Below are 21,319 nucleotides of genomic sequence, written 5' to 3' on the forward strand. Positions count from 1 at the left end.
CTTACTTCGCCGCGGCGTCCATCGCCGCGACGAACGCTTCGCGCCGTTCGGCCGACATCACGCCGATCGATTGCACGTAGCCGAGCATTTGTGTGACCAGCGGGTGGCCGACCTCGACGTGAGCCGCAAGCCCGAGCATCTCGAGCGCGTCGGCCAGGACGACGTCGCCGGCGGCCGCGCGCTGGCGCAGCGCGATCCGTTCCTGCGGCGTGAGTAGGCCCATGAACTCGAACCGCGAGAGGCTACGAAGGGTCGGCACCGGGAGAGGCACCTGGGTCCACACCCCGGAGTCCCACACGACCCGACGGCCCGGGTCCGGCTCCGGCCTCTCCGGCGCGAGCACGTATCCGGCGTCGGCGATCTCCTCGGCGGTGAAAGTTGTCGGGTCGGTGCGGGTTAGCCCGTTCGAGAGCCGAATCCGGAACGGGAGCGCGTCGGGCGTTTGGCCCGGAGCCCGTTCGTTGAAGTAGTGATCCAATTTTCCAATCCTCTACAGGAATGCGGGTTCAAGGGCCACCATCACGGCGCCCCAGTTCGTGACGCCGCTGAGATTCGCCGTGATCGTCAGCGAACCGGCCGGCGTTTTCGGCGAGTCGGTGTCGGCCGCTGCCGTCACGCCGCCGTACGTGGCGATCTGTGTTGCTCCGGCCGACCACGACGTGACCGACCCGTTGACCACCGTGTACTGCACGGCCCAACAGCCGTCCACCGTGGTGGTAAAAGTGACGGGCGCCGTGGCCGACGCTACGTTGCTATTCGTGGCGAACAGCGAGATGGGCGACTGCAACACGCCCCTGTAGGAGGCCGCGATGGTGTAGCCGCCGCCTCCCGCCGTGGCCACGGTGTAGGTTCCGACCGGAGGCGCCGTCAACTCCCAGATCGAGCACATGCCCGAGCCCTGTTGCACCTGGGCGACCTTGGTCATTGCGACGCCGTTGTACGTAACGCCGCTGGAGTCGGCCCAAGTACACACCAGCAGCTTGCGATTGTTGCCGCTCCCCACCGTGTGAGAAAACGACGACCCGCCGGTGGTGACGGCGTCGAACGCCACCACGTCGCGTTGACGCGGCCAAATTCCGGCGCGTTGCGCGTTCGCTAGAAGGTTCATCGCCCACACGCCGGACGCCGCCAGAATCGTCGGGGTGCGAGTCGCACCGATCACGCCGCCATTCCACCCTGACATGGCCTAGCTCATGTCCTCGCCGCTGGCGAAGCCTTCTAAATCGCCGGCGGCCGACGCCAGCACCGTGAGCTTGTCGCCTTCCTCGAGGTAGAGGGGGCACCACTCTTTTGGCGCGACCGAACCGTCCGCGGGAATCGAGAGCGTTTGGCCCAGCTTGAAGTAGGTGGTGGTCGAGGCGTCGTACCACTCAACGGTACCGTCAACCGGAACCGAGCCGTCGACGTTCGCCAGGTTGATGACGTTCACCTTCACGACGTGGCCGGTGGCGACCGCGGGCACAAGATCGGTGCGCGATGTGCCAACCGCGCAGCCGTAGCTCTTGCCGGTGACTGTTGCGATCGCTGCGATATTGGGAGCCGCCATTTAACCTCCGCCGAACACAATCGCCACCGCAATCGGGGATGGCCCCCACGCCGGCGCCGCGCCGGACCCCTTGGACGTCAGCACGGCGCCGTTGGCGCCGGCCGCGAGTATTCCGAATTGCGTCGTGCTGGTCGCGTACGGAACGCCGTTCGCGGCCTGGCCCGAGATCGCAATGCCACCCGCGCGAACCGCGATGAAGTTGTCGCGCTCGTAGGTGTTCAGTTCGGCGGCGGTGTGCACCGACCCGGCGATGTAGGTTTTTGGCGAGGTCCAGGCCATGACGTTAGAACCTCACTCCGTGTTCGGCGTTTTCGATGGCGAGCCCGACGAGGTCCTCGCCATGCCGCCACCAGCGGTTCCTTGCGAGCGGCCGGCACGAGAGGACGTGCTCGATGTTCAGGCGCGTTTCTTCGTCAGGTATCGCGACGACCGTGTGAACCGCTCCACACGCGAAGCAGCGGGCCTCCGGCCAACCTGGCTCGACGGCGTTGCCGGCCCCGCACTCGCAATCGATCAGCCATTCGCCGCCGTCGACGCGGGCGTGCACAAGCGTCGACGCGACGAACGGAATGGCCACGTCGAGCAGGCCGAGATCGGCGCGGGCGCGAATCTCGGCCTCGTGCTTGGCCGCCAATTCCTCCGGCGTTTTGACGTTGTGCAGTCGGCTCGCGCCGCGAATGCGTCCCACTATGCGTACCCCAAGCGGCAGGCGGCCGCGTCCAGAACGCCGGTCACGGCGTTGTCGAGAATCTTCAGAGACCCGGCCGCCGCCGGCGCGAGGCCCCACGTGCAGACGAGCCGCGGCCCGGTCGACACCTCAAACTTGACCTTCTGAATGAACGCGTCGACCAGCGTCAAGCCAGTCATCGTCTCGGTGACCGTGATCCGATCGCCGATCTCGCGGTTGAGTGCCTGCAACATCAGGTAGTCAGACTCGTTCGCGAGGAACGACATCGAGCGGATTTGACCGGCGAGCGTCTGCCGCGTGGTCCGGACGTAGTCGGCCAGGCCCTGCGCCACGACGGCATCGTCCTGATAGCGGAGTTCGATGTCGTAGGGACGAACGCCGTAGTCCTCGGCCTCGTACGACTGGATCGTCTGCGCCCCAAGGTCGTACACGCCGCGGCCGCGCACCTGCAGGGACGTCCGGAACAACGCCGCGGCGCCGACGTTGGTCACGACGAACTTCGCCGTCGTGCCAAACGCTTCGCAGACGACGGACAGGCTAGACGTCAGGTCCGCTCCCGACCCATTGGCCGCGCTGTTCGCGGAGTAGTCGGTGCCGGCGACGAGTGCCTCAATTGGGTCGACGCCGCCGATCCGCACTTGCGGGTCGGCCGGGTCGCTGTAGTTGCCCCAGATCGTCACCGTTTCGCCCGGCGCCATTTCTGGCGCCCCGCCGGTCTGCGCCCAGAGGACGGTGGTCGGCGACGGATCGACCGTCTTCGGGCGGATCGTCGCGCGCACCAGGTTGAAGGCGCCCTCAAGCGACGAGGGCACCTCCAGCCGGACCATCGTCTCGTTGAACGTCCCCTGCGACACCGCGAGCGCGCGGGCGTGGCGCGTGCGGTAGATAAACGTGCCGTCGCCGCGCGTCGCCTGCAGGCCCTGCGCGCTGACCACGTAGTCCTTGATCAACGTCGCCGCCTTCACGCCGCCCCGGATGTCGTCGGCCGAGTACGGATACACGTCGACGCCGGCGTCGATGTCGCGCGCCGGCGGTTGCGCCTCGGCGGGGATCGCGTCGAGGACCGCCTCGATCGACTCCGCCTCGGTCTTGTTGACCTGCACGGCCATCTCGCGGACGTCGGTTTCGATCAGGTCGTGCTGATGGTCGTACGCCACGACCTTGACCCGCTGCGATCGATACCGCCCGGATTCCGGATCAATGACGCGGACCTTGCCGCGGAACTTTGTGTAGTCGACCGCCGAGTAATTGAAGATCGCCTTCACCTGGTCGCCGAAGCCCCACCCGGCCCTCTTGTTCGCGTGAAGCGGCGAGTACGCGCCCTGAAGGCCGAGCGAGTTTCGCGCGTGGTTCTTCAGTAAGTACGCGAGCACACCGGACCCGGCGACCAGATCCTCGGGACCGTTGCCGTCGATGCCGTATTCGAGATTCAACGCTGAGCCGGCCGCGTCCAGATCGTCACTAAAGTCAGTCCAGACGCCGGACAATTCCGTCAGGAGGCGCATCGAGAAGGCGACGCCCATTAGCCTCGACCTCCGAGCGCGAGCGCGTTCTGCATGGCCAGTGCTAACGCGCGAGGCTGGTCACTGAGTAGGCGTTCGATCCGATCCAGAGCGGCCGAGTCGCCGCCGCCGGCGCCGTGCTCCGCGGCGAAGGCCGCGGCCTGGTCTTCTCGCACGACGGCCTCACGACCGTGCAGAGTCGCGCGCGTACCGGCGCCGAAATTCTGGAACCAATCGCCCGACGCGCCCTTGGTGCCGACCGCAAATGTGGCGGAGCCGTCGCCGCCGCGGTCCTCGGTGTAGATGTCGATGTGTTCGGTGATGACCCTGGTGCGAACCTCCCGGTTCATACTGTCGAGGGCGCGATTGACTCCATCAAGCTGACCGACCACGCCGCCGACCGCGCTGGCCGAATCGCGAGCTGCGCGTTCGACGGCATCCAGGCTGGCGTCGACCGTGCCCGCCGCGGTGGTGCTCGTCGTGGCCGTGCCGTCCATGATGGCCTTGATCGCAGCGATCGCGGCCTCGGTCTCTCCCGCGCCCTTCTTGCTCGACTGCCATAACCGTTCCGCGGCCGCCAAAGCCTCGTCCTCGCTGTGCCCGGCGGCAATGTAGGCGTCGCGAATGGCGATCACCGTCATCTTCCAGGACTCGTTCCCGGCTTCATTGCGCTGCGTCTGCGTGAGCAAGGAGTGCAGCTGGCCCTCGAAGTCCGCGACCGCCTGGCGGCCGCGCAGCTCCTCAGCGGACGGTCCGCCAAAGATGCTCCTGAAGAACCCGCCGATCCGTTCGGCCACCGGTCCGAACAGGGCGCCCAATGATGGCAGCAGCGCTGTCACCGCTTCGCCTATGCCAAACGGCAACGCCGCCTTGATCGCGGGCCCGAACTTCTCGGAGAACTTCGTCATCAAGTTCGTGCCGATCGCCGCGCCGGCGGCGCCGATCACACTGCCGCCGCCCTGAATGGCCGACATGATGGCTTGTGGCAATCCGGCGATCGCGCTCTGGAACAGGCTCACGCCCTTCGTGCCGGCGTCCGCGAGTTGCGTGCTGACGTTCTTGATCGATGGCGCGAGCAGGGCGCCGTTCGTTTCGGCCCACTTCTGCGCTTCGTCCTGCATCTTCGCGGTGTCCTGAATGGCGCGCGTCATGATCGGTTGCCCTTCGACGAGGGACGCTTTCGTCAACTTGAACCAATCGGGCGTGGCCGCGACCTGACCAACCGTCTGCTTCAGCTCCTGGTAGCGCTTGATCTGATCCTCCAGCGACTTCGTCAGTCGATCGATCTGCGGGTCGAGCTCTGCGACCTCTTTCTTTGCCTTGCCGGTCGCATCGCCGTACTGGCCCATCACCGGTGGCAGTTTGCGGAGCACGGCCTCCTGCTTGGGCATCTCGACATTCATCGCCTTGATGGTGTCGGCCATGCCCTGCGACTTCTCCTCGAAGAACTTGGCGGCGTCACCGGCAATCCCGAGGTGCTTACCAAGGACAGGGACCTTCGTCGCCGCATCCGCGACGCCGCCCAGGAAGTCGTATATCCACTTCTGCGCCTGCATGCCCCACTGGATGAGGGTCTCGAAGCCACCCTGGAGCGCCGGCAGGCCAGTGCGCGCGAGATCGCTGACGGCGCCGGCGAGATACGTCAGGGCGGGCAGCATCGGCTTCAGGACCTGCGCAATGAGCGCCATGCCCGCCGTCTCGAGCACCGTCAGCGTGTCGCCGAACTCGTCGCCGGCGGCGACCAGGTCTTCGTCGAGGACGAGACCCATCTTCTTGAACGATTCCGTGGTTTCGCCGAGTTTGCCGTCGAGGCCGGCGAGCACTTCGATGCCGCCCTTGCCGAAGACCTCCATCGCGATCGCGGACCGCTCCATCGGGTTTTTGATACCCGCGACCGCGTCGCCGATCTTGATGAAGGCCTTGTCCGGCTCCATCTTCACGAGCTCGTCGGCCTTGAGGCCAAGCGTTTGGAGGGCCTTCACGGCGCCCTCGTCTCCGCCGACCAACTTGCGCGACATCTGCCCGACGGCCGCGGTGACCGTGTCGATCGAGACGCCGGCCTGATCGAAGTGCATCTGCAGTACCTGCAGGCCGGTGGTGCTGATGCCGGTCTTGGCCGACATGTCGGTCAGCTTGCCGGTGAACTCGGTGAACTTGGTGATCAGGGCCGCAATGCCAAGTGCGGCCATGGCACCCTTTAGAGCGTCGATACCTCCCTGAACGCTCTTGAACGATTTTTCCATCTGCGACGAACCTTTGGCCACGTTGGCAGCGATCTGCACAACAACTGGCGACATCTGGTCGATCGCCTTCAAGAGGGCGGTTAGGGTGTAGTTCATCGGTTGCTAGTCGCGGTTGCGTCCACCTCGCGAGCGCATGGCTCGCAGTTGCAGTTCAAACACAAGGTCGACCATCGGGTTCGCCCCTTCGGGCGGGAGGCTGTCCTCGCCCTTCGAATCCCGTACAAGGTGGAAGGCGTCGGCATACGCACGCAGCTCCATCACCCGCAGCACAAGGTCCCGGTGCCGCCGCAGTTCGCGCACTGCGAGGCTGGGCGGAAGGTGAAACTCTTCGGCTATGCGGCTTACCACCCATTCCTGTGGCATCAGGGACTTGCGTCCCTCCAGGAAGCGGTGGAACCGCATTAGGCGTTTTTTCTTTCGTCCTCCGACTCGAACAACGACGGGTTCGACAAGCGCAACACCTCGCGCGCCACGGCCTTCGCCGTGGCCGGTTCGAGTTCGTCGATCCCCTCGCTATCCAAGCTGGTCACGCCGATCGTGAGCAGCACGCCGATGTCGTAGGACACCAGGGGGTCGGCCTTCGCGGCTGCCTCGATTGCAGGCCGGCCGCCGGCCTCGCGGATCTCCTTCACCACGGCCATGCCGCCAAGTTCACGCACGTGGGCTATCGCCGCCTTCGTGTTGGCCTTCTCGGCTTCCTCGAGGCGGCGCCAGCCCAGGCGCTTGACGGTAATGACGTCGGGGCCGGTAACGGCGCGCACATTGGCGAGCTCGACACCGGCTTCGGTGGTGATGCTGATGACCTTGAAGGTCGCTGCTGAAGGTTCGGACACGGTTCACTCCTCGTCGTTTGCGTGATGCACAACCGGCGGCGGGGTCACGCGTGCGCGCGCCGCCGGGGGAATCCCGCCACTGAGGCGGGAGAGCGCGTTAGGCTTCGGTGACCGTCCCGGTGGGGGCGAGCAACGTCGCGTACTTCGTGATTTGGCCGCGCGCGGCGATGCGGGAGAACTTCTTGATCCAGGTTTCCACGGAGGTGGTCTTCGTGCCGCCCCAGGTGGTCTTCGCCGTGCGGGTGCTGTCGCTCGGGCCGTCCGCGACGTCGTTGTACACGGCGTTGGGGCCGGTGCTGGCCGTGTCGTCATAGAAGCCGCCGACCGTCAGGTCGTTCATCTTCCGAAGACCGACCGCCAGCGACGCCACCCAGGACACACCGAAGGCGTGCGACTCCTCAAGGATGGCTTCAATCTCGACGCCACCGATGTCGAGCGTGTGTGGGGTCATGTCCTGCAGGGCCCCGCCCGGCGTTGCGTCGAATTCGAAAACGAGTGAATTTGCTCCGTACTTGGCCACGATGCCCCCTTATGGAAAGCGCTCACTACTGAGCGCGGTCCCGTCAGGCGGCTACTGAGGTGGAAGCTGCAGGATGCAGCGGACCTCGAGCGGGCTCCGGAACGAACGAAATCAACGAACCGACTACTTCGCGGCGATCTCTATCTGCCAAGCGGCCGCCGCGACCTTCAGGCCCTTGGCGTGCCGCTGAAGCGCAGCGGCAAACACTTTCTCGCGTGCGTTCAACCGCTCTGGCGCCACCCGCAGACCAGCCACCGCGAGGCGCTCCATGGCCTCGGCCTGAGCCGTGAACGTGGCCAGGTCGGCGGGTAGTGCGTCCACGTTCAAGCCATGGGGGCTATCCACGCGCCGCTCCACACATGGGCGTCAGCGACCCCGATCCGGTCACGTCGCCCTTGTACGCCAGGTGCCGGTTCACGGTGCCGGCGGCCGTCGCCCGCTCCTTCGCCGGCGCGGCCGTCACGTTCGCGAACGTGATCAGGTCGGCGTAGGTCACATCGTCGGCCGAGTGTCGAATCTTGCCGACGAATCCGCTGAACCCGCTAAGCGCCGTCACGTGCTGGTAGCCCACCAAACCGTTGGCCGACGAAGCGCCGTTGTCGACCGAATCGGCGCCTTCGGTGTCCCAGTCGGCTGTCTTCGCGGTCAGGTGCTGGAGGATGACCCCCTCGTCCACCTGGCCGGTCAAGGTGTAGACCACCGAGGCCTTGTGAAGGCCGCCGCGGCTGCCGGCGCGCGTGTACTTCGCGCCGAACGCGCCCTGCAGCCCGGTGAAGCGCTTGCCGATCGTGTTGCCCTCGACACCGGTGCACACAATGCGCGACGTCGCCTGCTGTTCGTTGAACGCTGCGTTCTGGCCGTCCGCGGCGTCGTCGAACAGTCCGTTCTGCGACATCGTCGCCTTGCGCAGGCCGACGGGCAGGTGTTCTAGCCAGCTGTCACCGACGCCGGTCGTCTCCTCGAGCACGGCCTCTGGCTCCGGCACGTTGACGTCGAACACCTTCGACGCGAGCAGGTTGAAGCCATCGACCAGGATGAACGGGACGTCCTTGCCGCCGTATTTGGCCATCGCTAGACTCCCGTCTCGGGTTCAGGCACCGAGAAACCGGATTTCGCCAGCCAGGTGCGCGTGATGACGTCAAGGTCAGTCGCCGTCGCGATTGGTTGATTCCGACCCGCGCGATCGATCAGCCAGCCAGCCTGCGGCGCCGACAGCGCGTTCCAGGTCTTGGCCGCCACAATCTGTGGCGGATCGTGCGCGACCAGGTGTGGCAGCGAACTGTCTGGCACTTGGCCGCAGGGATCGCCCGGCGATGCCAGCGTCTGGTTGTCCTTCGTGCTGAGGCGCACGGTGGCCACGTAGCCGGCGCCCTTGGTGAAGGTCGCCACTTGGCCGGCTGCGCGCTTCGCTCCGTTACGGATACTCATAACCACACGCTCCACAGAGATCCTTGGCGTCTTTGCCGATCGAGCTCTTCACCTTCCCGGCCTTCTCCTTGCACTCGGGGCACTTGCCGTCGCCGGTCTGCACGTTGCGACCTGATGGCGCCTGGCTGCTGGCGCCGGCCACCGGCCGGCCACCGAGTAGCGTTCGGGCCGCGTCGATCTGGCGCTGCGCCGCCTCAAGGAGCGTCAGGGCCGCCTGGCGTTCATCGGCGGTCATGCCGCGCTCACTTCCTTCTCGACCTCGATGTCGAACACGTAGATTGGCCGGTCGTTCGCATCGCTCCGATCGAAGGCCACCGGGAAGCACTTGATGCCGTGGTAGAACGTCCCGCTGAGCGCTTGTGCCTGGACCTTGCCGAGCACCTTGTAAATCGCTTCAGCCTTCGCGCGCGCCGGCGCCGGGTCCTGCCGGGCTCCACGCACCACCACGCGAAGCCGCGGCCACTCGAACGCCAGGTCGGCGGCGCCGAACTCCTGTTCGGACGCTCGGCCCCCGATGCGTGGTACCAGGCCCACCGCCGGCTCACTCCCCGTCGCGTCAGGCAGCGGGCCGCGATACAGGTTGGTGCCGATCGTCAGGCCCAACCCCTGCGGCGCCGCGGCCAGGTGGGTGGCCAGCTCCTCGAGCGTCACTGTTGCGCTCCGATCGCGTGCGCGATGTCCGCGCCGATCCGCTCAGCCATGCCATCGGCTCGGCGCAGGAGCGGCGTCTCCAAGAACTTTGCTTCGCCACCGTTCGGGTGGTTCAACGATTGGTCTTCGTGCTGCGCGACTGCATAGTCCTGGGCTGCTCCGCCATAGCCGAGGGTGACCGATACTTCACCGGGTTCGAACATCGGCAGCTCCACATGGCCGGAGTCGCGCAGGGGCCCCATGTCAACCGGCACCAGTTCCTTCGACTCGGTCATCACGTCTTCGCCCTCGCGGTAGAGCGATCCGCCGGCGGCGTTCAGCGCGACGGACGGAATGCCGCGCACGGCTGCGACGAACTCATCAAGCCCCGACCATTCGAGAGAGAACCCGCTCATCCGAGCCACACTTGGGTCAAGAACCCACCCGTGCCAGCGGAATCGGCCGGCCGGCTAACCTTCAAGATCGGCCCGGTAACGCCACCCGGCAACGTGAGCACGTCTTCCATCGCGACAGCGACGTCGCTCAGGAACACCACCTGCGCCTGGCTCAGCGCCTCGCGGCCGTCGAGCATCTTCACGGGCTTGGTCTCGTAGGTCACGATGGCCGAGCGCGTGGTCGTCGAACCCGTGGCCGGCTTGCCGTCGCCGTCCGCGGCGCCGACCGTTCGATGCGTGACGTCGACCTGCAGGTCAGCGGTCAGCCGGTCAGCAACCGCGACGCCGCTCCGAATGATGTTGGCGAGGCCCATCTACACCCGCTCCAAGGGAATCGTGTTGCTGCGGCTAAGCAGCGAGCCCCACAGCTTGACCATCGACCAGGCCGCGTCCGGGAGCACCTTCGCGGTGACGCCAGGACGGAAGGCCAGCGAGATGGGCCCGGCCGTCAGGCTGCTGATGCCCTGCGTCTCGATGTCGCTGTCGGCGGTGCGATCGCCGGCGATGAGCTGTCGCGCCAGTTCCGCCGTCGCGTTCTTCAGTGCCTGGGGAATGGTGGTGCTGCCGATCGTGTTCTCGTTGCGATCGAGCATCCCCAGCCGGGGCCAGCACAGCGCCTGAACGCTGTCGGCCGCGGCGCCGTCCCATTCGATGTGCTCGTCGAGGAGCCGTGTCGCCGTCGCCAACGCCCGGTTGCGCGCATCGTCCGTCGCCGCACCGGTCCATGCCGAGGCATAGGGGTGCGACTCGTGATACGTGTTCGCCTCCGCGAGCGTGCAGTAGCTGTTCGCGTTGGCGGCGCCGGGCGTGGCGACGAGGACCAGAGCCATCGGGGTCTAGGTGCCGATGCAGACGTAGTCGACCAGGTCGTCAGCGTCAGTCGAGGCGACGAGCGTCGGGTCGGTGCCGGAGGTGTTCTTCCACGCATAGACATCGAGCCGGCCCGCCGAGGCTGCGGTGATGGTCGTGAAGAAGCTCGGGTCATCCCCGGGCGTGTCGCTTCGTTTGTCCACGATCGCGCACCCGGTAATCGCGGCGAGCCCAGTCGTCGCCGAACTGGGGTTCGTGCCGTCCAGCGTGATGGTGCCGACGGCCACCTTCAGGCCCTGCGCGGTGCCCAGCGCGCCGTACGTGATCCAGGCCGAGCCGTTGTAGATGTAGACCTGGCCGGTGTCGGTGCGGGTGTAGAGACTGCCCGTGCTCGGCGCCGGCACCTGCGTGGCCGACGGCGCGGTGGTGCCGGTCGTCCAGACCAGCTGACCGATGATCTGACGCTCCACCGTGGAGCTCGACACCGTGAACGACACGACGATCGCGAGCACGATGGCTGCGACAACTGCGAATGAGGATCGACGCATAGCCCTTACCTTCCTGAGAATCGTGGTGGACGAGTAACCGGTGAACGGTGGCTGCTAGGCCTTCGGCGTCTTCGGGGCCTTGGGTTCCTTCGGCGTCTTCGGGGCCTTGGGTTCCGAGGCTTCGCCAGTCGGCGCGTCGGCTGCGTCGAAGAGCTCGTGTTCGCCCTCGACGAAGTCGCGTCGTGCGAGCACGAGCGAGCCGCCAGGGTTCTTGGCGTCCTTGATGCGGACGAACTGGTCGGGATTGCGAATCGGGTCCATACAGGTCTCCTCGTGGCGGCTGGGACGCGCCGGCCCTCGTTCGTGAGGAGCCGGCGCGCGTCAGCGGAAACGGTCGGTTGGGGATGCGCGAACTAGTCGCGCATGCGCACAGCTTTGTTCCCGTCGAGGACCTTGACGCCGAAGAGGGCGTCCAGGGCGACGTAGAACTTGCTGTTGTTCGGGTCGGACCAGGTGCGGGCGCGCACCGAGATGCGCGACTTCGGATCCACGGGCATCGCGAAGACCTTCACGCCATTCCCGTCGAAGAAATCCGGCAGCTTGGCCATCGCCAAGGCCGCGAAGCCCTCGTGGAACATGATGCTGTTGGTCTTCGTGGCGCCCGAGCCGCCGTTGAGCACGATGGTGACCACCTGCGTGTCGACCACCGCGGACTCAAGGCCGCCGCCCTGGACGTTCGGGCTGCCGTAGATCGACAGCGTGCCGGCACCGCCGGAGAGCAGCACATCGGCGGTCAGCACGTACTGCTGCGTGTGGCCGGTGATGAGGACCATGTCGCCCGCACGGAACTGCGCGGCGGTGGTCATGCCGGTGACCGCGATCGACTTGATGCCGGCCGCGTAGCCAGCACCGTTGTTGATCGCACCCGCCAGGTCGGCGACGGTCGCCGAGGTCAGCGCCGGCGCGTTCTGGTTGGCGAAGAAGTTGAAGCCGAACTTCTTGCCCAGGTAGCCGCTCATCTGCGCCGCGGCCCCGGCGTCGCCGGCACCCTGGTGCTGCGTGAACGCCGAGAGGTTCAGCAACTCGGATTCGATCTGGCCCGAGACCATGCAGTGCAGCTTGGACTCGTCCTTCAGGTTCACCTTGTTGTCGAACATGATCTTGCGCGCGGCGGTGATGTCCGCCACGGCCGCCGGCGCCGTGAAGTCGGTGTACCACGGGATGCCGGTCACCAGGCCCGCGAGGATCTGGTCGATCTTGTCGGCCAGCGCATAGCTGGCGGGCACGATGTGATCCGCGATGATCTGCTGGCTGGTGTAGGAGAGTTCCTTGTCGGTGAGCGCGAACTTGACTTCCTTGTGGTAGTCGAGGCTCATCGTGATCGAGGACGCCGTGACGTCCTGCGCGGCCGACGGCGCATCCTGCGCGGTGAACGTGCCGGGCACCTTGACGGTGATGACCGAGCCCTTCTCGCGCGAGGTCTTCTCGTCGTCGTACCCGCGATAGACGCGACCGGCCATGCCGAGCGCCTTCTCGAGCGCAATCTGAGCTTCGTTGGCGTAAAAGATGGGATCGTACGCGGACAGGGTGTTACCCATGGATTCTCCTTCAGTGGAAACGAAATAGCGCTGTGACCGAAGTCACGCGACCATCCCGGTCGACTGAAAGGCATCCCGCCCTGCAGCTGCGTGCGTGGGTCTAATTGTCTGCCGACCGCCGGGAATTACCCGACGATCTGCAGGTCTTGCCCGGCCCTCGCGGCCTCATCCTTCATCTGGCGATACTTGCCAGAGTCGCGAGCTTCCTCGCGGGTGATGGTGAAGGCCTTGCCTCCGCCGCCCGCGCTTTGCTGGCTGCCCCCACCGCCGGACCCTTCGAACAGGTGTGGCGCGTTGGCGACCAGGTCGGCGGCCCATTCCTCCATAGGCATGGGCTCGTTCGCCTTCTTCTTGCTGTAGGCGATTTCCTCGCCGTTCATCGGGACGGCCTTGCCGTCCTTCAACTTGTAGAGCCGCTGGCCGCGGGCGATGAAGTCATCGACGGCGGTGTCGCGGACCTTGACCTTGGTGGCGACCTGGCGCAGCTGGTTATCAATCAGCAGCTCGCTCAGCCGCGCATCGCGGCCGCCCAGTTCGCCCTTCAGTCGTTCGATCTCGGCGTTCTTGTCGGCTTCGAGCGCGGCGACCCGCTTGGTCACCAGCTTCTCGACTTCGCCCGCCTCGATCAGTTCCTTGTCCTCGAGCTCCTGCAGCCGCTTGATGGCGGCCTTGGCCTTGACGGGGTCGGTCCCGGCGAGGTCAGTGCGCAGTTGCTGGAGTTCCTTCGCGAGCTTCTTGCCGTTCTCGCGTTCCTTGTCGAGCGCGCCCTTCAAGCCGGTGACATCGTCGTCGCCGTCCAGGTCGAGGATGAACTTCCCGTCCTTCTCGACGTAGAGCCCGCGCGTGGCCTCTGGCAACGCATCGAGCTCGGCCTTGCTCGCTAGAACTTTCTTAAGTGGCATCTCGCCTCCCGGGGTAGAGCGCGCAGCATCACGCCGCCGCGATCGAGCCCGTCAAATTGTGTGAACGGTGACAGCCTGCCAGAGTTTCGAGGCTACGGCTCAGATTGGCCTAGTTCGTTAGCGCAGATGCGGATCTCGACACGCCCGCCCATAGCCACCACGGCATCCACGATGGTCGACAGGCGAAGATCGCGGCGGGCCGCCAACAGGGTGGTCATCGTCATCGGCGCGAGCCCTGAGCGCCTCGCAGAGCTGCGGATGCTGACGCCCTCGTGCTCGAGCAAGGCGTCGACCTGGTGCGACACGGCGAGCAGCAGCTGCTCGAGCGCTTCGCGTTGGCGGAGCACCGTCGCGGGCGTTACTCGTTCGCGGTCTCGGATCGGTTCGCGAGCCATCGGCGTGGACGGTCCCGGTCCTTCTGGGCGCGGGTGCATTGAAAACACAGGTCGTGGTCTCGGTCGGCCTTGACGCGACCGCCCTTCACGCGAAACTTCGCGGGGCGTTTCCGGCAGCCGCGACACAGACCGGGCGCCATACATCACTGGGCGCGCAATGCCGATTGCATGAAGCACCGCACCTCGCGGCCTTCGCTCATCGGCATCTGCGCCAGGTAGAGTCCCCAGACCGGCGTCTGCCCGACCAGCGCGCCGGCAGGCCAGAAGTCACCCGTGCGCGCTTGCTTCCCGAACATCGTGCGGTCCATGCGCAGTCGCGATCGATAGCTGGCGATCAAGAAGCCGCAATCCTCGCAGTGCTGGCGGTCGTGCACCGCGGCCGCGGCCTTGTGAACGATGCACACGCCCTCGTCGGCCACGCCAGCATCGGTGGGCCTGGCCAGAAGCAACCGCTGAAACTGCAGGAGGTTCAGGTTCAGCGTGAACACCGAGCGCCGACTGGGGCACAGATACTGGATGCGTCCGGTCGGGTCCACCGGCAACCGGTGCTTCGCGCCGCAGCGGCAGGGCACGTTGACGAAGTGTGCGGTGATCATCAGTGCCGCTCCGGTTCGATCCAGACCACCGGCCGATCGGTCAGGACGAGCACGCGGCCGCCTGCGGCGAACTGGAGCACGACCTCGTCGACGCCGTCCTGCGAACTCGGCGACCGGGTCACGCCGACCACTTGGTCAAAGAACTGTGGACGTGCGCGCCCAACGCCGGCGGCGATCTTGAAGACGTGCAGGTCGCGGTCGGCCGGCTGCATCACTTTCTCGGCGTCCACAGTTCGGGCCGCATGCGCACACCAGGCGCGCTCAGCTCCTCGCGACCCTTGACGTTCAGCGCGTCACGAAACAGCGCCCGCAGCTCCGGCGATGACTTCAGGATCTGCGCGAAGACCACGAGCTGCTCGCCCGCGTTCAGGTTGCGCCACTTGTCGGTCACCTCCTGTTTTCGCTTGGCGTCTTCAGCCGCGGCGCGGCGCCGTTCGAGTGCCGTTCGGATTCGCTCAAACATCCATTCCTCCAGTTACGCAGCCGCGGCACTTCGAGCCGGGCGGGGTATCACAAGCGTGGTGGTGCACCGACAATTGGGGTGCAGCGGCGGGCCGCTAAATGTGCCGACGGGTGTCGAGAACAGCCCGTCGAGCGTCGTTTCCTCGCCGTCGAGCGGTTCGCACACGGGGCAGAGCCGGTCATCCTCTGTCACCACCCAGCGCTTGCTGGCGCCGTCGGGGAGATAGCCGGCCTCGCGCGCTTCCTGCCAGGTGGTCTGCCGCCCGAGGTTGCCGGCGCGAATGGTTTCGGTCCGCGCAATCGTGAGCGCCCGCTGGCGAAGGAGCTTCGCGGCGTAGCGGTCCGCGGCCTTGGCGACCTGGTCGGCCGACGCGCCGGCATCGATGAGCGATGACCGGTAGTTCACGACCGCCATGCCTTGTCTGGACGTCAGGCCGACCACCGAACGAATCAGATGCGCGGCTTCGCGCGGCGCCATCCCGTTCGAGATGGCGCTCGAGATAACCGACCTGATCGCCTGCTGCGTCTGGTCGGTGACCTCGCGCACCAGGGTGGCGGTGTATCGGGCAGCCGCGTCCACCGCGCGCGGATTCACGACGTCGAACCGGGCCTGCACCCTGAACCGTTGCTGAAGTTCCTGCTCCGCCTGCTCACCCGCCTGCGCGAATACCTGGTTGATGATGGCCACGGCGCCGCGCAAGTCTTCGGGCCATGCCGCCAGCGCCTCGTCCAGGCGCACCGACACCCCGCCGCGAGCCACCGCATCCGCCAGGGCGTCGAGCGAAATGCGCCGCTCTCGCAGGACCTTGACGGCCGCGAGAAACTGCGCCCGCACTTGCGGGGCCAGTCGATCGGCGATGACGTGGACCGGGTCCTTCATACGACGGCCGGTTCAGGAAGCGTCGGCGGGCCGGTAGCGTCGTCGCCGATCGCGATGTCCTCGAGCTCCTGCTTGGAACTGATGCCCGGGCGAGACCAACCGCCTTCGGTCAGCCGGTCGTAGAACGTCTCGTAGCTGATGGCGTTGGACTGCCAAGCCAGCATGAGCGTCTTCACTTCTTCCGCGGTCAAGCGCAGCCCGAAGAAGTCGGTGTTCAACTCGCAGGAGACGTCGCCTTCCTTGACGTCCTGGCCGGCCCACCAGGCGTGCCAGCGCAGGCACTCGGTCAGGCCCATCGAACAGACCATGGCGATCGACTTGAGCGTGGCACTGTCGCCGGCGTGGCGCAGCTTCACGGTCTCGGCCGCCTCGACGCCGGGCTTCTGGCCTTCGAGCATCCGGGCCCCGAGGATGGCCATCTGCGTGGCCTTCTCCTCGAGCGCCTCGCGCAGCTCCTTCAGGCCCTGGCCGGTGAACTCGAGGTAACCCGCCTTCGCGTTCGGGTCGCTGAACTTCCACGCGACTGAAGATCCGATCTGCAGCTTGTCGTCGCCCGTCACGCCAGCGACCCACGGCTGGGGCAAGCCAGTGAAGTGCCGCCCGTGTTCGAGGTCGGCCGACGTGCGGTAGTGCGACAGGTTGACGTCCGCCAGGTCGAGCAGCGGCGGCTTCACGACATCGGGCTCCAAACCGGTCGGCGAGAAGAACACGAACGGGATGGCAGTCAGCTTCTCGCCGCGGCGGGTCAGGACAATCGGCAGGTCGTGCTTGACCAGCGTGCCCTTGTGCTCGCCCGTCCCGTTGCGATAGAGCTGCACTACGACCATGCCGTCTGCGACGCGCAGCTCGCGATACTGGTCGACGTAGGAAACGGCGAAGGCGTCGGCCGCGTCTTCGATGCGTTCCTTCAGTACCAGTAGCGACAGCCGGCGCTGCCCGTCGATGACGGTCGTGCGCCAGTTGACGATCTGGTCCTCGGCGTAGAGCACCCAGTACGGGGCGGCATTGGCCGGCGCATTGACGGGCTGGTCCAGGAGCACGCCGCGGCGGCCGACCGTCAGCACATCCTCGAGCACGCGCATGGCCAGCGCTTCGAACGGCACGCCCGAACGGGTGACATCAAGGAGCGAGGCCTGCAGCGCCTCCGGCACCGTAACGGATGGTGATTTACGGAACACGGACCCGACCAGCCCCTGCACCGTGCGCGCGAAGCCGTTGTAGAACACGGCCCGCGTCTTGTACGCCGCATAGGCGGCTGGCTTCTGACCGGCCAGCTTCGGCAGGTAGGTCTCACCAGCCCCCTTGACGGCATCGGTGCCCTCGAACAGGTCCCGGCAGCGCTGCCAGCGCTCGCGGCTCGCCGAGTACTGCGGATGTGTTGTATCGACTCCAGCCATTAACCTTCCTCCACATCGACGACGGTCACGCCGCCGATGCCACCAGTGAGTTCCTTGAATGCGATGGCCGCCGAATCGGCCTGGTCGTCGTGGTCCGCATCGGGCACGTCGCAGAGTTCATCGAGCCAGTCCTCGTTCCACGCGCCCTTGACCAGGCGCACGTTGCCCGCCTCGGCCTGCACCGAGAACGGCTTCCACCTGGTGGGCTTGTCGCCCGTCGCGCGATCACCGCTGTAGATCCAACCGGCGAGCTTCTTCTTTCGCTCGTTGACGACGGTCTTGCCCGAGCTGCCCGGCTCTTGCTCTTCGCGGATGCGAACGCCCTTGCCGTCGGCGTCGGCCGTTTGCTTGATCGTGCTGTCCACCACGCCGGACGACCACTGGCCGCGGACGACGTGCTCGACGTAGTAGATGCCGGCGGCCGTGCGCGACATCCTGGTGCCGACCGTGTAGTCGCCGCCGTCTTCGGTGGCCGCCACATCCCACCCACGTGCCCGGGTCGCCTCGGCCGGCGCGGCGTCCACGATCGGGAACCAATCACGCTTGAAGGACTTGCCACCGGTCGGCCTGGGGTCCTGGCCGTGCAGCGCCGCATAGTCGGCTGAGCCCAGGTCTTTCTTGGCGGCCGCGTTCTCGACCTCACCGAAGCGAGCCGGGCAGAGCAGCTCGCCCGCCCTGGTGCGCGGGTCCTTCCAGCCGATCGGCGTCATCACGACGGTCTTCTTCGGGTCGTATTCCGTCGACAACTTGAGATGCACATAGCCGTTGTCGATCGCCCAGCCGCCGACGTCCTTGATGTGACCGCGGTGACCAATCAGGATGCGGCAGCCGCTCTTCGAGTCGTTCAGGCGGTTGTGCCAGGTCTTGCGATACCAGTCGACGGTGGCCTCTCGGGTCGGCTTACTGTGGATCTCCTGGACGTTGTGCAGGTCGTCCCCGATCAGCACATCACCGCCGCGGCCGAACGAGGTGCCGTGCACGGACGTCGAGATGCGGTAGCCGCGGGCGGTGTTCTCGTAGTGCGTCTTGATGTTCTGGTCGGTGGTCAGCCTGACCGACGCGCCCCAGTGCTGCTGATACCAGCTGCTTTCGATGATGCGACGGGACAGGACCGCGTGTTCCGTGCTCAGCGGCGCCGAATATGAAGCGCTCATGAAGCGCTTGCCAGGCCGGCGCGTCCACGACCAGGTCGGATAGATGACGGTGCAGGTGACGCTCTTGGTGTAGCGCGGACCGATCGCGATGAACAGGTTTCGGATCTCGCCGTCGTCAACGGCGCTGACGTGCTCACACATCGCGTCGATGTGATACCCAGGCACAAACGGCGTGCCAGGCTCGATGATGGTCCAGGCCTCGCTGAAGAAGTCCCGCATCGTCAGCATCGGCCCGGTCGCTTCGGCTGGCAGCACGAGATCCGAAAAGCGCTCGAGCGCGTGCTCGAAGCCAGAAACCCGACGCGGTATCCCGAACCCGCTGAACGCGGCGGCGGCGCCGGCGAGGAATTCGCGGCGAGGCATCACGCCGTGCTCGCTCCCACGAGCTTCAGCCCGCGCTGCATGTCGCCTTGAATCGCCGCGAGGACCTTCCGGTCCGTGATGTTGGCGTGGATGGAGGAGGCGATCAGGTTCACCAGGTTCATCACCTGGCCGAGGGCCACGCTCTGATGCAGGGTGCGTTCGCGGCGTGTTTCGGTGTCGAGCAGCTTCCGCTTCAGGTTGAAGGCGTCGTGAATCCCCGACCACACCGAGGCCTCGGCCAGGCCGCTGCTCAGCGTCTCCTTCAACTTCACGAGGCCGGCCGCCGCGGCGGGCCCGTCCTTCTTGTCGAGCGCGACCCTGACCGCCTCGAGGTGCGCGTCGGCGGCCCGCCACGCCTTCTTGCCGGCGCCGCCATCGAGTTGCGACAGCAGCTCCGCGATGCGCGCATCCATCAGGGCGAGCTCCGAACGCAGGTTGAGCAGGTCAGGGTCGGCGAGGGCGGCTTCGTAGCGGTGCAAGATGCCGATGCCCTTCGGCAGGTCCTTCGAGAACTTGCCGTGCCGCAGGCTCGGGCTTTCAAGGCCGGCCAGGGACTTCCCACCGTGCAGACGGCAGCGGCCACCGCGCATGAGTTTCGTCGTCTGGCACTTGCCACCAGACTTCCGGCGAGCCGCGCAGATCGGCTCGCCTTTACCGTTCCGTCCGTGGACGGTCGTGTGTTCAGCCATTGAATTGTTGAGAAATCGAGGAGAGCGGGACCGGATGCGCGGCCGGCGGAAACGGCTGTGCGACGGCGTTCCGCTCGCCCTCGACCTGTTGAGGATGGGGTAAAAGCTCAGCGACTCGTGAGTAGAGAATTCTTCTAAACGCGCTGTATCGGCTGCTTGCGGCTCAGGATGTGGCCTTGTATGGGGTCTTCATCACTTCCTTGGGGTCGTCGCGACGCCTCGCGAGTCCGAGCTGCCGCAGAATATGCGGCAGCTCCAGCGCTCGCGGACAGTACTGCTGGCAATACCTCACGAACGTTGTCGGCGTGAATTTGTAGATCTTGCCCTTGCCAGGGCGGTCAATCTCGAAGTCAGCCCGAAGGCGGCCATCGCGCATCTCTCCGCGGACGAACTGCGCGGTCATTCCGAGCAGCTCGCCGAACTCCGCCGTGCTCAACAGGATGATTGGAGTCATAGGACGTTGCGGCGCAGGCGACGGGCGCTGCCGCCTGTAAACGCCTCCCAGCGGTCGATCGCGACCTGCACATAGGTCGGATTCAATTCGTTCGCGAAGATACGGCGGCCCAGTTGTTCGCCGGCTATCAGGGTGGACCCCGATCCTGAGAAGGGCTCGTAGACGTCCGTCGGTAGGTGATTCCGGATAGGCCGCGCCATGCACTCGACCGGCTTCTGGGTGCCGTGGCCGTGCCCGCCGTCTTCGCGACTGGCGATCTCCCATACCGTTGATGTCGCCTCGCCGATGGCTGGCTCAACGCCTGGCTCCGCAACGCGCCACAGGGTGGTTTGCGTTCGGTCCGAGGTTCGCCGGGATGTTTCGCCGTCGCGGACGCCGTACCAGCAGGGCTCGTGTTGCCAGTGATAATCGCCGCGGGACAGCGCGAGCCGGTCCTTCGCCCAGATGATCTGCGCGCGCAAGGTGAACCCAGCCCGTTGGAGCGACCCCTCGACGATCGACGACTTCAGGCCGGCGTGCCACACGTAGCACGCATCGCCAGGAAACAGCCGCCAGGCTTCGGTCCAGTCCGCGCGATCGTCGTTCAGGACCGTGCCCTGTTTCTGCGTGTTCTTATTGAGCCCCGCCTTTGCGCGCCAGCTCGGGTCGTATTCGACGCCATAGGGCGGGTCAGTGACCATCAGGCCCGGCGTCACGCCATCGAGCAACGCCGCCACGGCCGATGGATTGGTCGCGTCGCCGCATAAGAGGCGGTGCGAACCGAGCTGAAACAGGTCGCCGAGGCGGACGGTCGTGCTTCGTGGCGCCGGCACCTGGTCGGGGTCAGTGCGTCCGCCAGCCATCGGTAAGGCGCGCAACAGCTCCTCGAACTCGCGCTCGGTCCAGAGCGCTGAGAGGTCAACGCCCTGTGAAACAAACTCCTGCAGCAAGGCCGTGTCCCACTCCGCCAGCTCGCCGGCGCGGTTGTCGAAGAACGATAGACGGGTCTTCTGATCAGGCGTCAGCCCGCGCCGGCGGACGGCCACGAGTTCATCGCCGTCGACGTCGATAATCCGGAGCTTGGTCAGCCCGAGCCGGCCGGCCGCGCGGCTCACGCCCTCACCAGCCAGGACGCAGCCATCCTCATCAATCACGATGCTCCTGGCGGCACCGACGTCAGCGAGCGCGGCTTCGATCATCGCGAGGTTCCGCTCCGGATGCCGCCGGGCATTCTTTGGGTCGAACTTGAGTTCGTCGAGGTTGCGCGGTTCTGCACTTTTCGTCCGTGTCTTTGCCTGTTTCGCCAT

The 21,319-nt window shown here is 66.1% G+C and carries 32 protein-coding genes; all 32 read right to left on the bottom strand.

Annotated elements, in window-relative coordinates:
* Nucleotide 1: 1 nt before the first annotated feature.
* Nucleotides 2-478, bottom strand: a complete 477-nt coding sequence (locus Q8T13_04850; protein ID MDP3717082.1) for a hypothetical protein — start codon at nt 476-478, stop codon at nt 2-4.
* 12 nt (nt 479-490) lie between these two features.
* Nucleotides 491-1,183, bottom strand: coding sequence for a hypothetical protein (locus Q8T13_04855; protein ID MDP3717083.1), 693 nt, complete (start codon nt 1,181-1,183; stop codon nt 491-493).
* Nucleotides 1,184-1,186: 3 nt separating this feature from the next.
* Nucleotides 1,187-1,546 (bottom strand): hypothetical protein, encoded by a 360-nt coding sequence (locus Q8T13_04860; protein ID MDP3717084.1) that lies wholly within the window; start codon nt 1,544-1,546, stop codon nt 1,187-1,189.
* Nucleotides 1,547-1,825 carry a hypothetical protein gene (locus Q8T13_04865; GenBank protein ID MDP3717085.1) on the bottom strand — a complete coding sequence of 93 codons (279 nt, stop codon included), beginning with the start codon at nt 1,823-1,825 and terminating at the stop codon, nt 1,547-1,549.
* Nucleotides 1,826-1,829: 4 nt separating this feature from the next.
* Nucleotides 1,830-2,234, bottom strand: a complete 405-nt coding sequence (locus Q8T13_04870; GenBank protein MDP3717086.1) for a hypothetical protein — start codon at nt 2,232-2,234, stop codon at nt 1,830-1,832.
* Nucleotides 2,234-3,757: a hypothetical protein gene (locus Q8T13_04875; GenBank protein MDP3717087.1), complete on the bottom strand. Its 1,524-nt coding sequence runs from the start codon at nt 3,755-3,757 to the stop codon at nt 2,234-2,236. The genes Q8T13_04870 and Q8T13_04875 overlap by 1 nt, the downstream gene beginning before the upstream one ends.
* The gene (locus Q8T13_04880) at nt 3,757-6,075 is read right to left on the bottom strand and encodes a hypothetical protein (GenBank protein MDP3717088.1); all 2,319 of its coding nucleotides are present in this window, start codon (nt 6,073-6,075) and stop codon (nt 3,757-3,759) included. Before Q8T13_04880 ends, Q8T13_04875 begins: the two co-directional genes overlap by 1 nt.
* A 6-nt stretch (nt 6,076-6,081) precedes the next feature.
* On the bottom strand, nt 6,082-6,381 hold the full coding sequence (locus Q8T13_04885; protein MDP3717089.1) for a hypothetical protein: 300 nt from the start codon (nt 6,379-6,381) through the stop codon (nt 6,082-6,084).
* On the bottom strand, nt 6,381-6,812 hold the full coding sequence (locus Q8T13_04890) for a hypothetical protein (protein MDP3717090.1): 432 nt from the start codon (nt 6,810-6,812) through the stop codon (nt 6,381-6,383). Before Q8T13_04890 ends, Q8T13_04885 begins: the two co-directional genes overlap by 1 nt.
* A 97-nt stretch (nt 6,813-6,909) precedes the next feature.
* A complete protein-coding gene (locus Q8T13_04895; GenBank protein MDP3717091.1) occupies nt 6,910-7,263 on the bottom strand; it encodes a hypothetical protein in 354 nt (117 codons plus the stop codon).
* 192 nt (nt 7,264-7,455) lie between these two features.
* Nucleotides 7,456-7,677, bottom strand: a complete 222-nt coding sequence (locus Q8T13_04900; GenBank protein MDP3717092.1) for a hypothetical protein — start codon at nt 7,675-7,677, stop codon at nt 7,456-7,458.
* A complete protein-coding gene (locus Q8T13_04905) occupies nt 7,670-8,401 on the bottom strand; it encodes a hypothetical protein (GenBank protein ID MDP3717093.1) in 732 nt (243 codons plus the stop codon). The genes Q8T13_04900 and Q8T13_04905 overlap by 8 nt, the downstream gene beginning before the upstream one ends.
* Nucleotides 8,402-8,403: 2 nt before the next feature.
* A complete protein-coding gene (locus tag Q8T13_04910; protein ID MDP3717094.1) occupies nt 8,404-8,760 on the bottom strand; it encodes a hypothetical protein in 357 nt (118 codons plus the stop codon).
* Complete coding sequence (locus Q8T13_04915) at nt 8,747-8,995, bottom strand: hypothetical protein (protein MDP3717095.1); 249 nt, start codon at nt 8,993-8,995, stop codon at nt 8,747-8,749. Before Q8T13_04915 ends, Q8T13_04910 begins: the two co-directional genes overlap by 14 nt.
* Nucleotides 8,992-9,411 carry a minor capsid protein gene (locus Q8T13_04920; protein MDP3717096.1) on the bottom strand — a complete coding sequence of 140 codons (420 nt, stop codon included), beginning with the start codon at nt 9,409-9,411 and terminating at the stop codon, nt 8,992-8,994. Before Q8T13_04920 ends, Q8T13_04915 begins: the two co-directional genes overlap by 4 nt.
* Nucleotides 9,408-9,806, bottom strand: a complete 399-nt coding sequence (locus tag Q8T13_04925; protein MDP3717097.1) for a hypothetical protein — start codon at nt 9,804-9,806, stop codon at nt 9,408-9,410. The genes Q8T13_04920 and Q8T13_04925 overlap by 4 nt, the downstream gene beginning before the upstream one ends.
* A complete protein-coding gene (locus Q8T13_04930) occupies nt 9,803-10,159 on the bottom strand; it encodes a hypothetical protein (GenBank protein ID MDP3717098.1) in 357 nt (118 codons plus the stop codon). The genes Q8T13_04925 and Q8T13_04930 overlap by 4 nt, the downstream gene beginning before the upstream one ends.
* Nucleotides 10,160-10,675, bottom strand: coding sequence for a hypothetical protein (locus Q8T13_04935; protein MDP3717099.1), 516 nt, complete (start codon nt 10,673-10,675; stop codon nt 10,160-10,162). It lies immediately after the preceding gene.
* A gap of 6 nt (nt 10,676-10,681) precedes the next feature.
* Nucleotides 10,682-11,203, bottom strand: a complete 522-nt coding sequence (locus tag Q8T13_04940) for a hypothetical protein (protein MDP3717100.1) — start codon at nt 11,201-11,203, stop codon at nt 10,682-10,684.
* Nucleotides 11,204-11,257: 54 nt separating this feature from the next.
* On the bottom strand, nt 11,258-11,464 hold the full coding sequence (locus Q8T13_04945; GenBank protein ID MDP3717101.1) for a hypothetical protein: 207 nt from the start codon (nt 11,462-11,464) through the stop codon (nt 11,258-11,260).
* Nucleotides 11,465-11,556: 92 nt separating this feature from the next.
* Complete coding sequence (locus Q8T13_04950) at nt 11,557-12,741, bottom strand: P22 phage major capsid protein family protein (protein MDP3717102.1); 1,185 nt, start codon at nt 12,739-12,741, stop codon at nt 11,557-11,559.
* A gap of 125 nt (nt 12,742-12,866) precedes the next feature.
* A complete protein-coding gene (locus Q8T13_04955; protein ID MDP3717103.1) occupies nt 12,867-13,643 on the bottom strand; it encodes a hypothetical protein in 777 nt (258 codons plus the stop codon).
* A gap of 92 nt (nt 13,644-13,735) precedes the next feature.
* A complete protein-coding gene (locus Q8T13_04960) occupies nt 13,736-14,038 on the bottom strand; it encodes a hypothetical protein (GenBank protein ID MDP3717104.1) in 303 nt (100 codons plus the stop codon).
* Between the two features lie 143 nt (nt 14,039-14,181).
* Entirely contained in the window at nt 14,182-14,634 is a 453-nt protein-coding gene (locus tag Q8T13_04965; GenBank protein MDP3717105.1) for a hypothetical protein, read from the bottom strand.
* A complete protein-coding gene (locus Q8T13_04970) occupies nt 14,634-14,864 on the bottom strand; it encodes a hypothetical protein (protein ID MDP3717106.1) in 231 nt (76 codons plus the stop codon). The genes Q8T13_04965 and Q8T13_04970 overlap by 1 nt, the downstream gene beginning before the upstream one ends.
* Nucleotides 14,846-15,097 carry a hypothetical protein gene (locus tag Q8T13_04975; protein ID MDP3717107.1) on the bottom strand — a complete coding sequence of 84 codons (252 nt, stop codon included), beginning with the start codon at nt 15,095-15,097 and terminating at the stop codon, nt 14,846-14,848. The genes Q8T13_04970 and Q8T13_04975 overlap by 19 nt, the downstream gene beginning before the upstream one ends.
* 12 nt (nt 15,098-15,109) lie before the next feature.
* Nucleotides 15,110-15,976: a phage minor head protein gene (locus Q8T13_04980; GenBank protein MDP3717108.1), complete on the bottom strand. Its 867-nt coding sequence runs from the start codon at nt 15,974-15,976 to the stop codon at nt 15,110-15,112.
* Nucleotides 15,973-17,373, bottom strand: a complete 1,401-nt coding sequence (locus tag Q8T13_04985; GenBank protein MDP3717109.1) for a DUF4055 domain-containing protein — start codon at nt 17,371-17,373, stop codon at nt 15,973-15,975. The genes Q8T13_04980 and Q8T13_04985 overlap by 4 nt, the downstream gene beginning before the upstream one ends.
* Nucleotides 17,373-18,890: a phage terminase large subunit gene (terL, locus tag Q8T13_04990; GenBank protein MDP3717110.1), complete on the bottom strand. Its 1,518-nt coding sequence runs from the start codon at nt 18,888-18,890 to the stop codon at nt 17,373-17,375. The genes Q8T13_04985 and terL overlap by 1 nt, the downstream gene beginning before the upstream one ends.
* Nucleotides 18,890-19,579 (bottom strand): hypothetical protein, encoded by a 690-nt coding sequence (locus Q8T13_04995; protein ID MDP3717111.1) that lies wholly within the window; start codon nt 19,577-19,579, stop codon nt 18,890-18,892. Before Q8T13_04995 ends, terL begins: the two co-directional genes overlap by 1 nt.
* 163 nt (nt 19,580-19,742) lie before the next feature.
* Entirely contained in the window at nt 19,743-20,033 is a 291-nt protein-coding gene (locus Q8T13_05000; protein ID MDP3717112.1) for a hypothetical protein, read from the bottom strand.
* Nucleotides 20,030-21,319, bottom strand: coding sequence for a DNA methyltransferase (locus tag Q8T13_05005; GenBank protein ID MDP3717113.1), 1,290 nt, complete (start codon nt 21,317-21,319; stop codon nt 20,030-20,032). Before Q8T13_05005 ends, Q8T13_05000 begins: the two co-directional genes overlap by 4 nt.

It is taken from the genome of Acidobacteriota bacterium (assembly GCA_030697165.1).
Classification (GTDB): Bacteria; Acidobacteriota; Vicinamibacteria; order Vicinamibacterales; family UBA2999; genus 12-FULL-67-14b.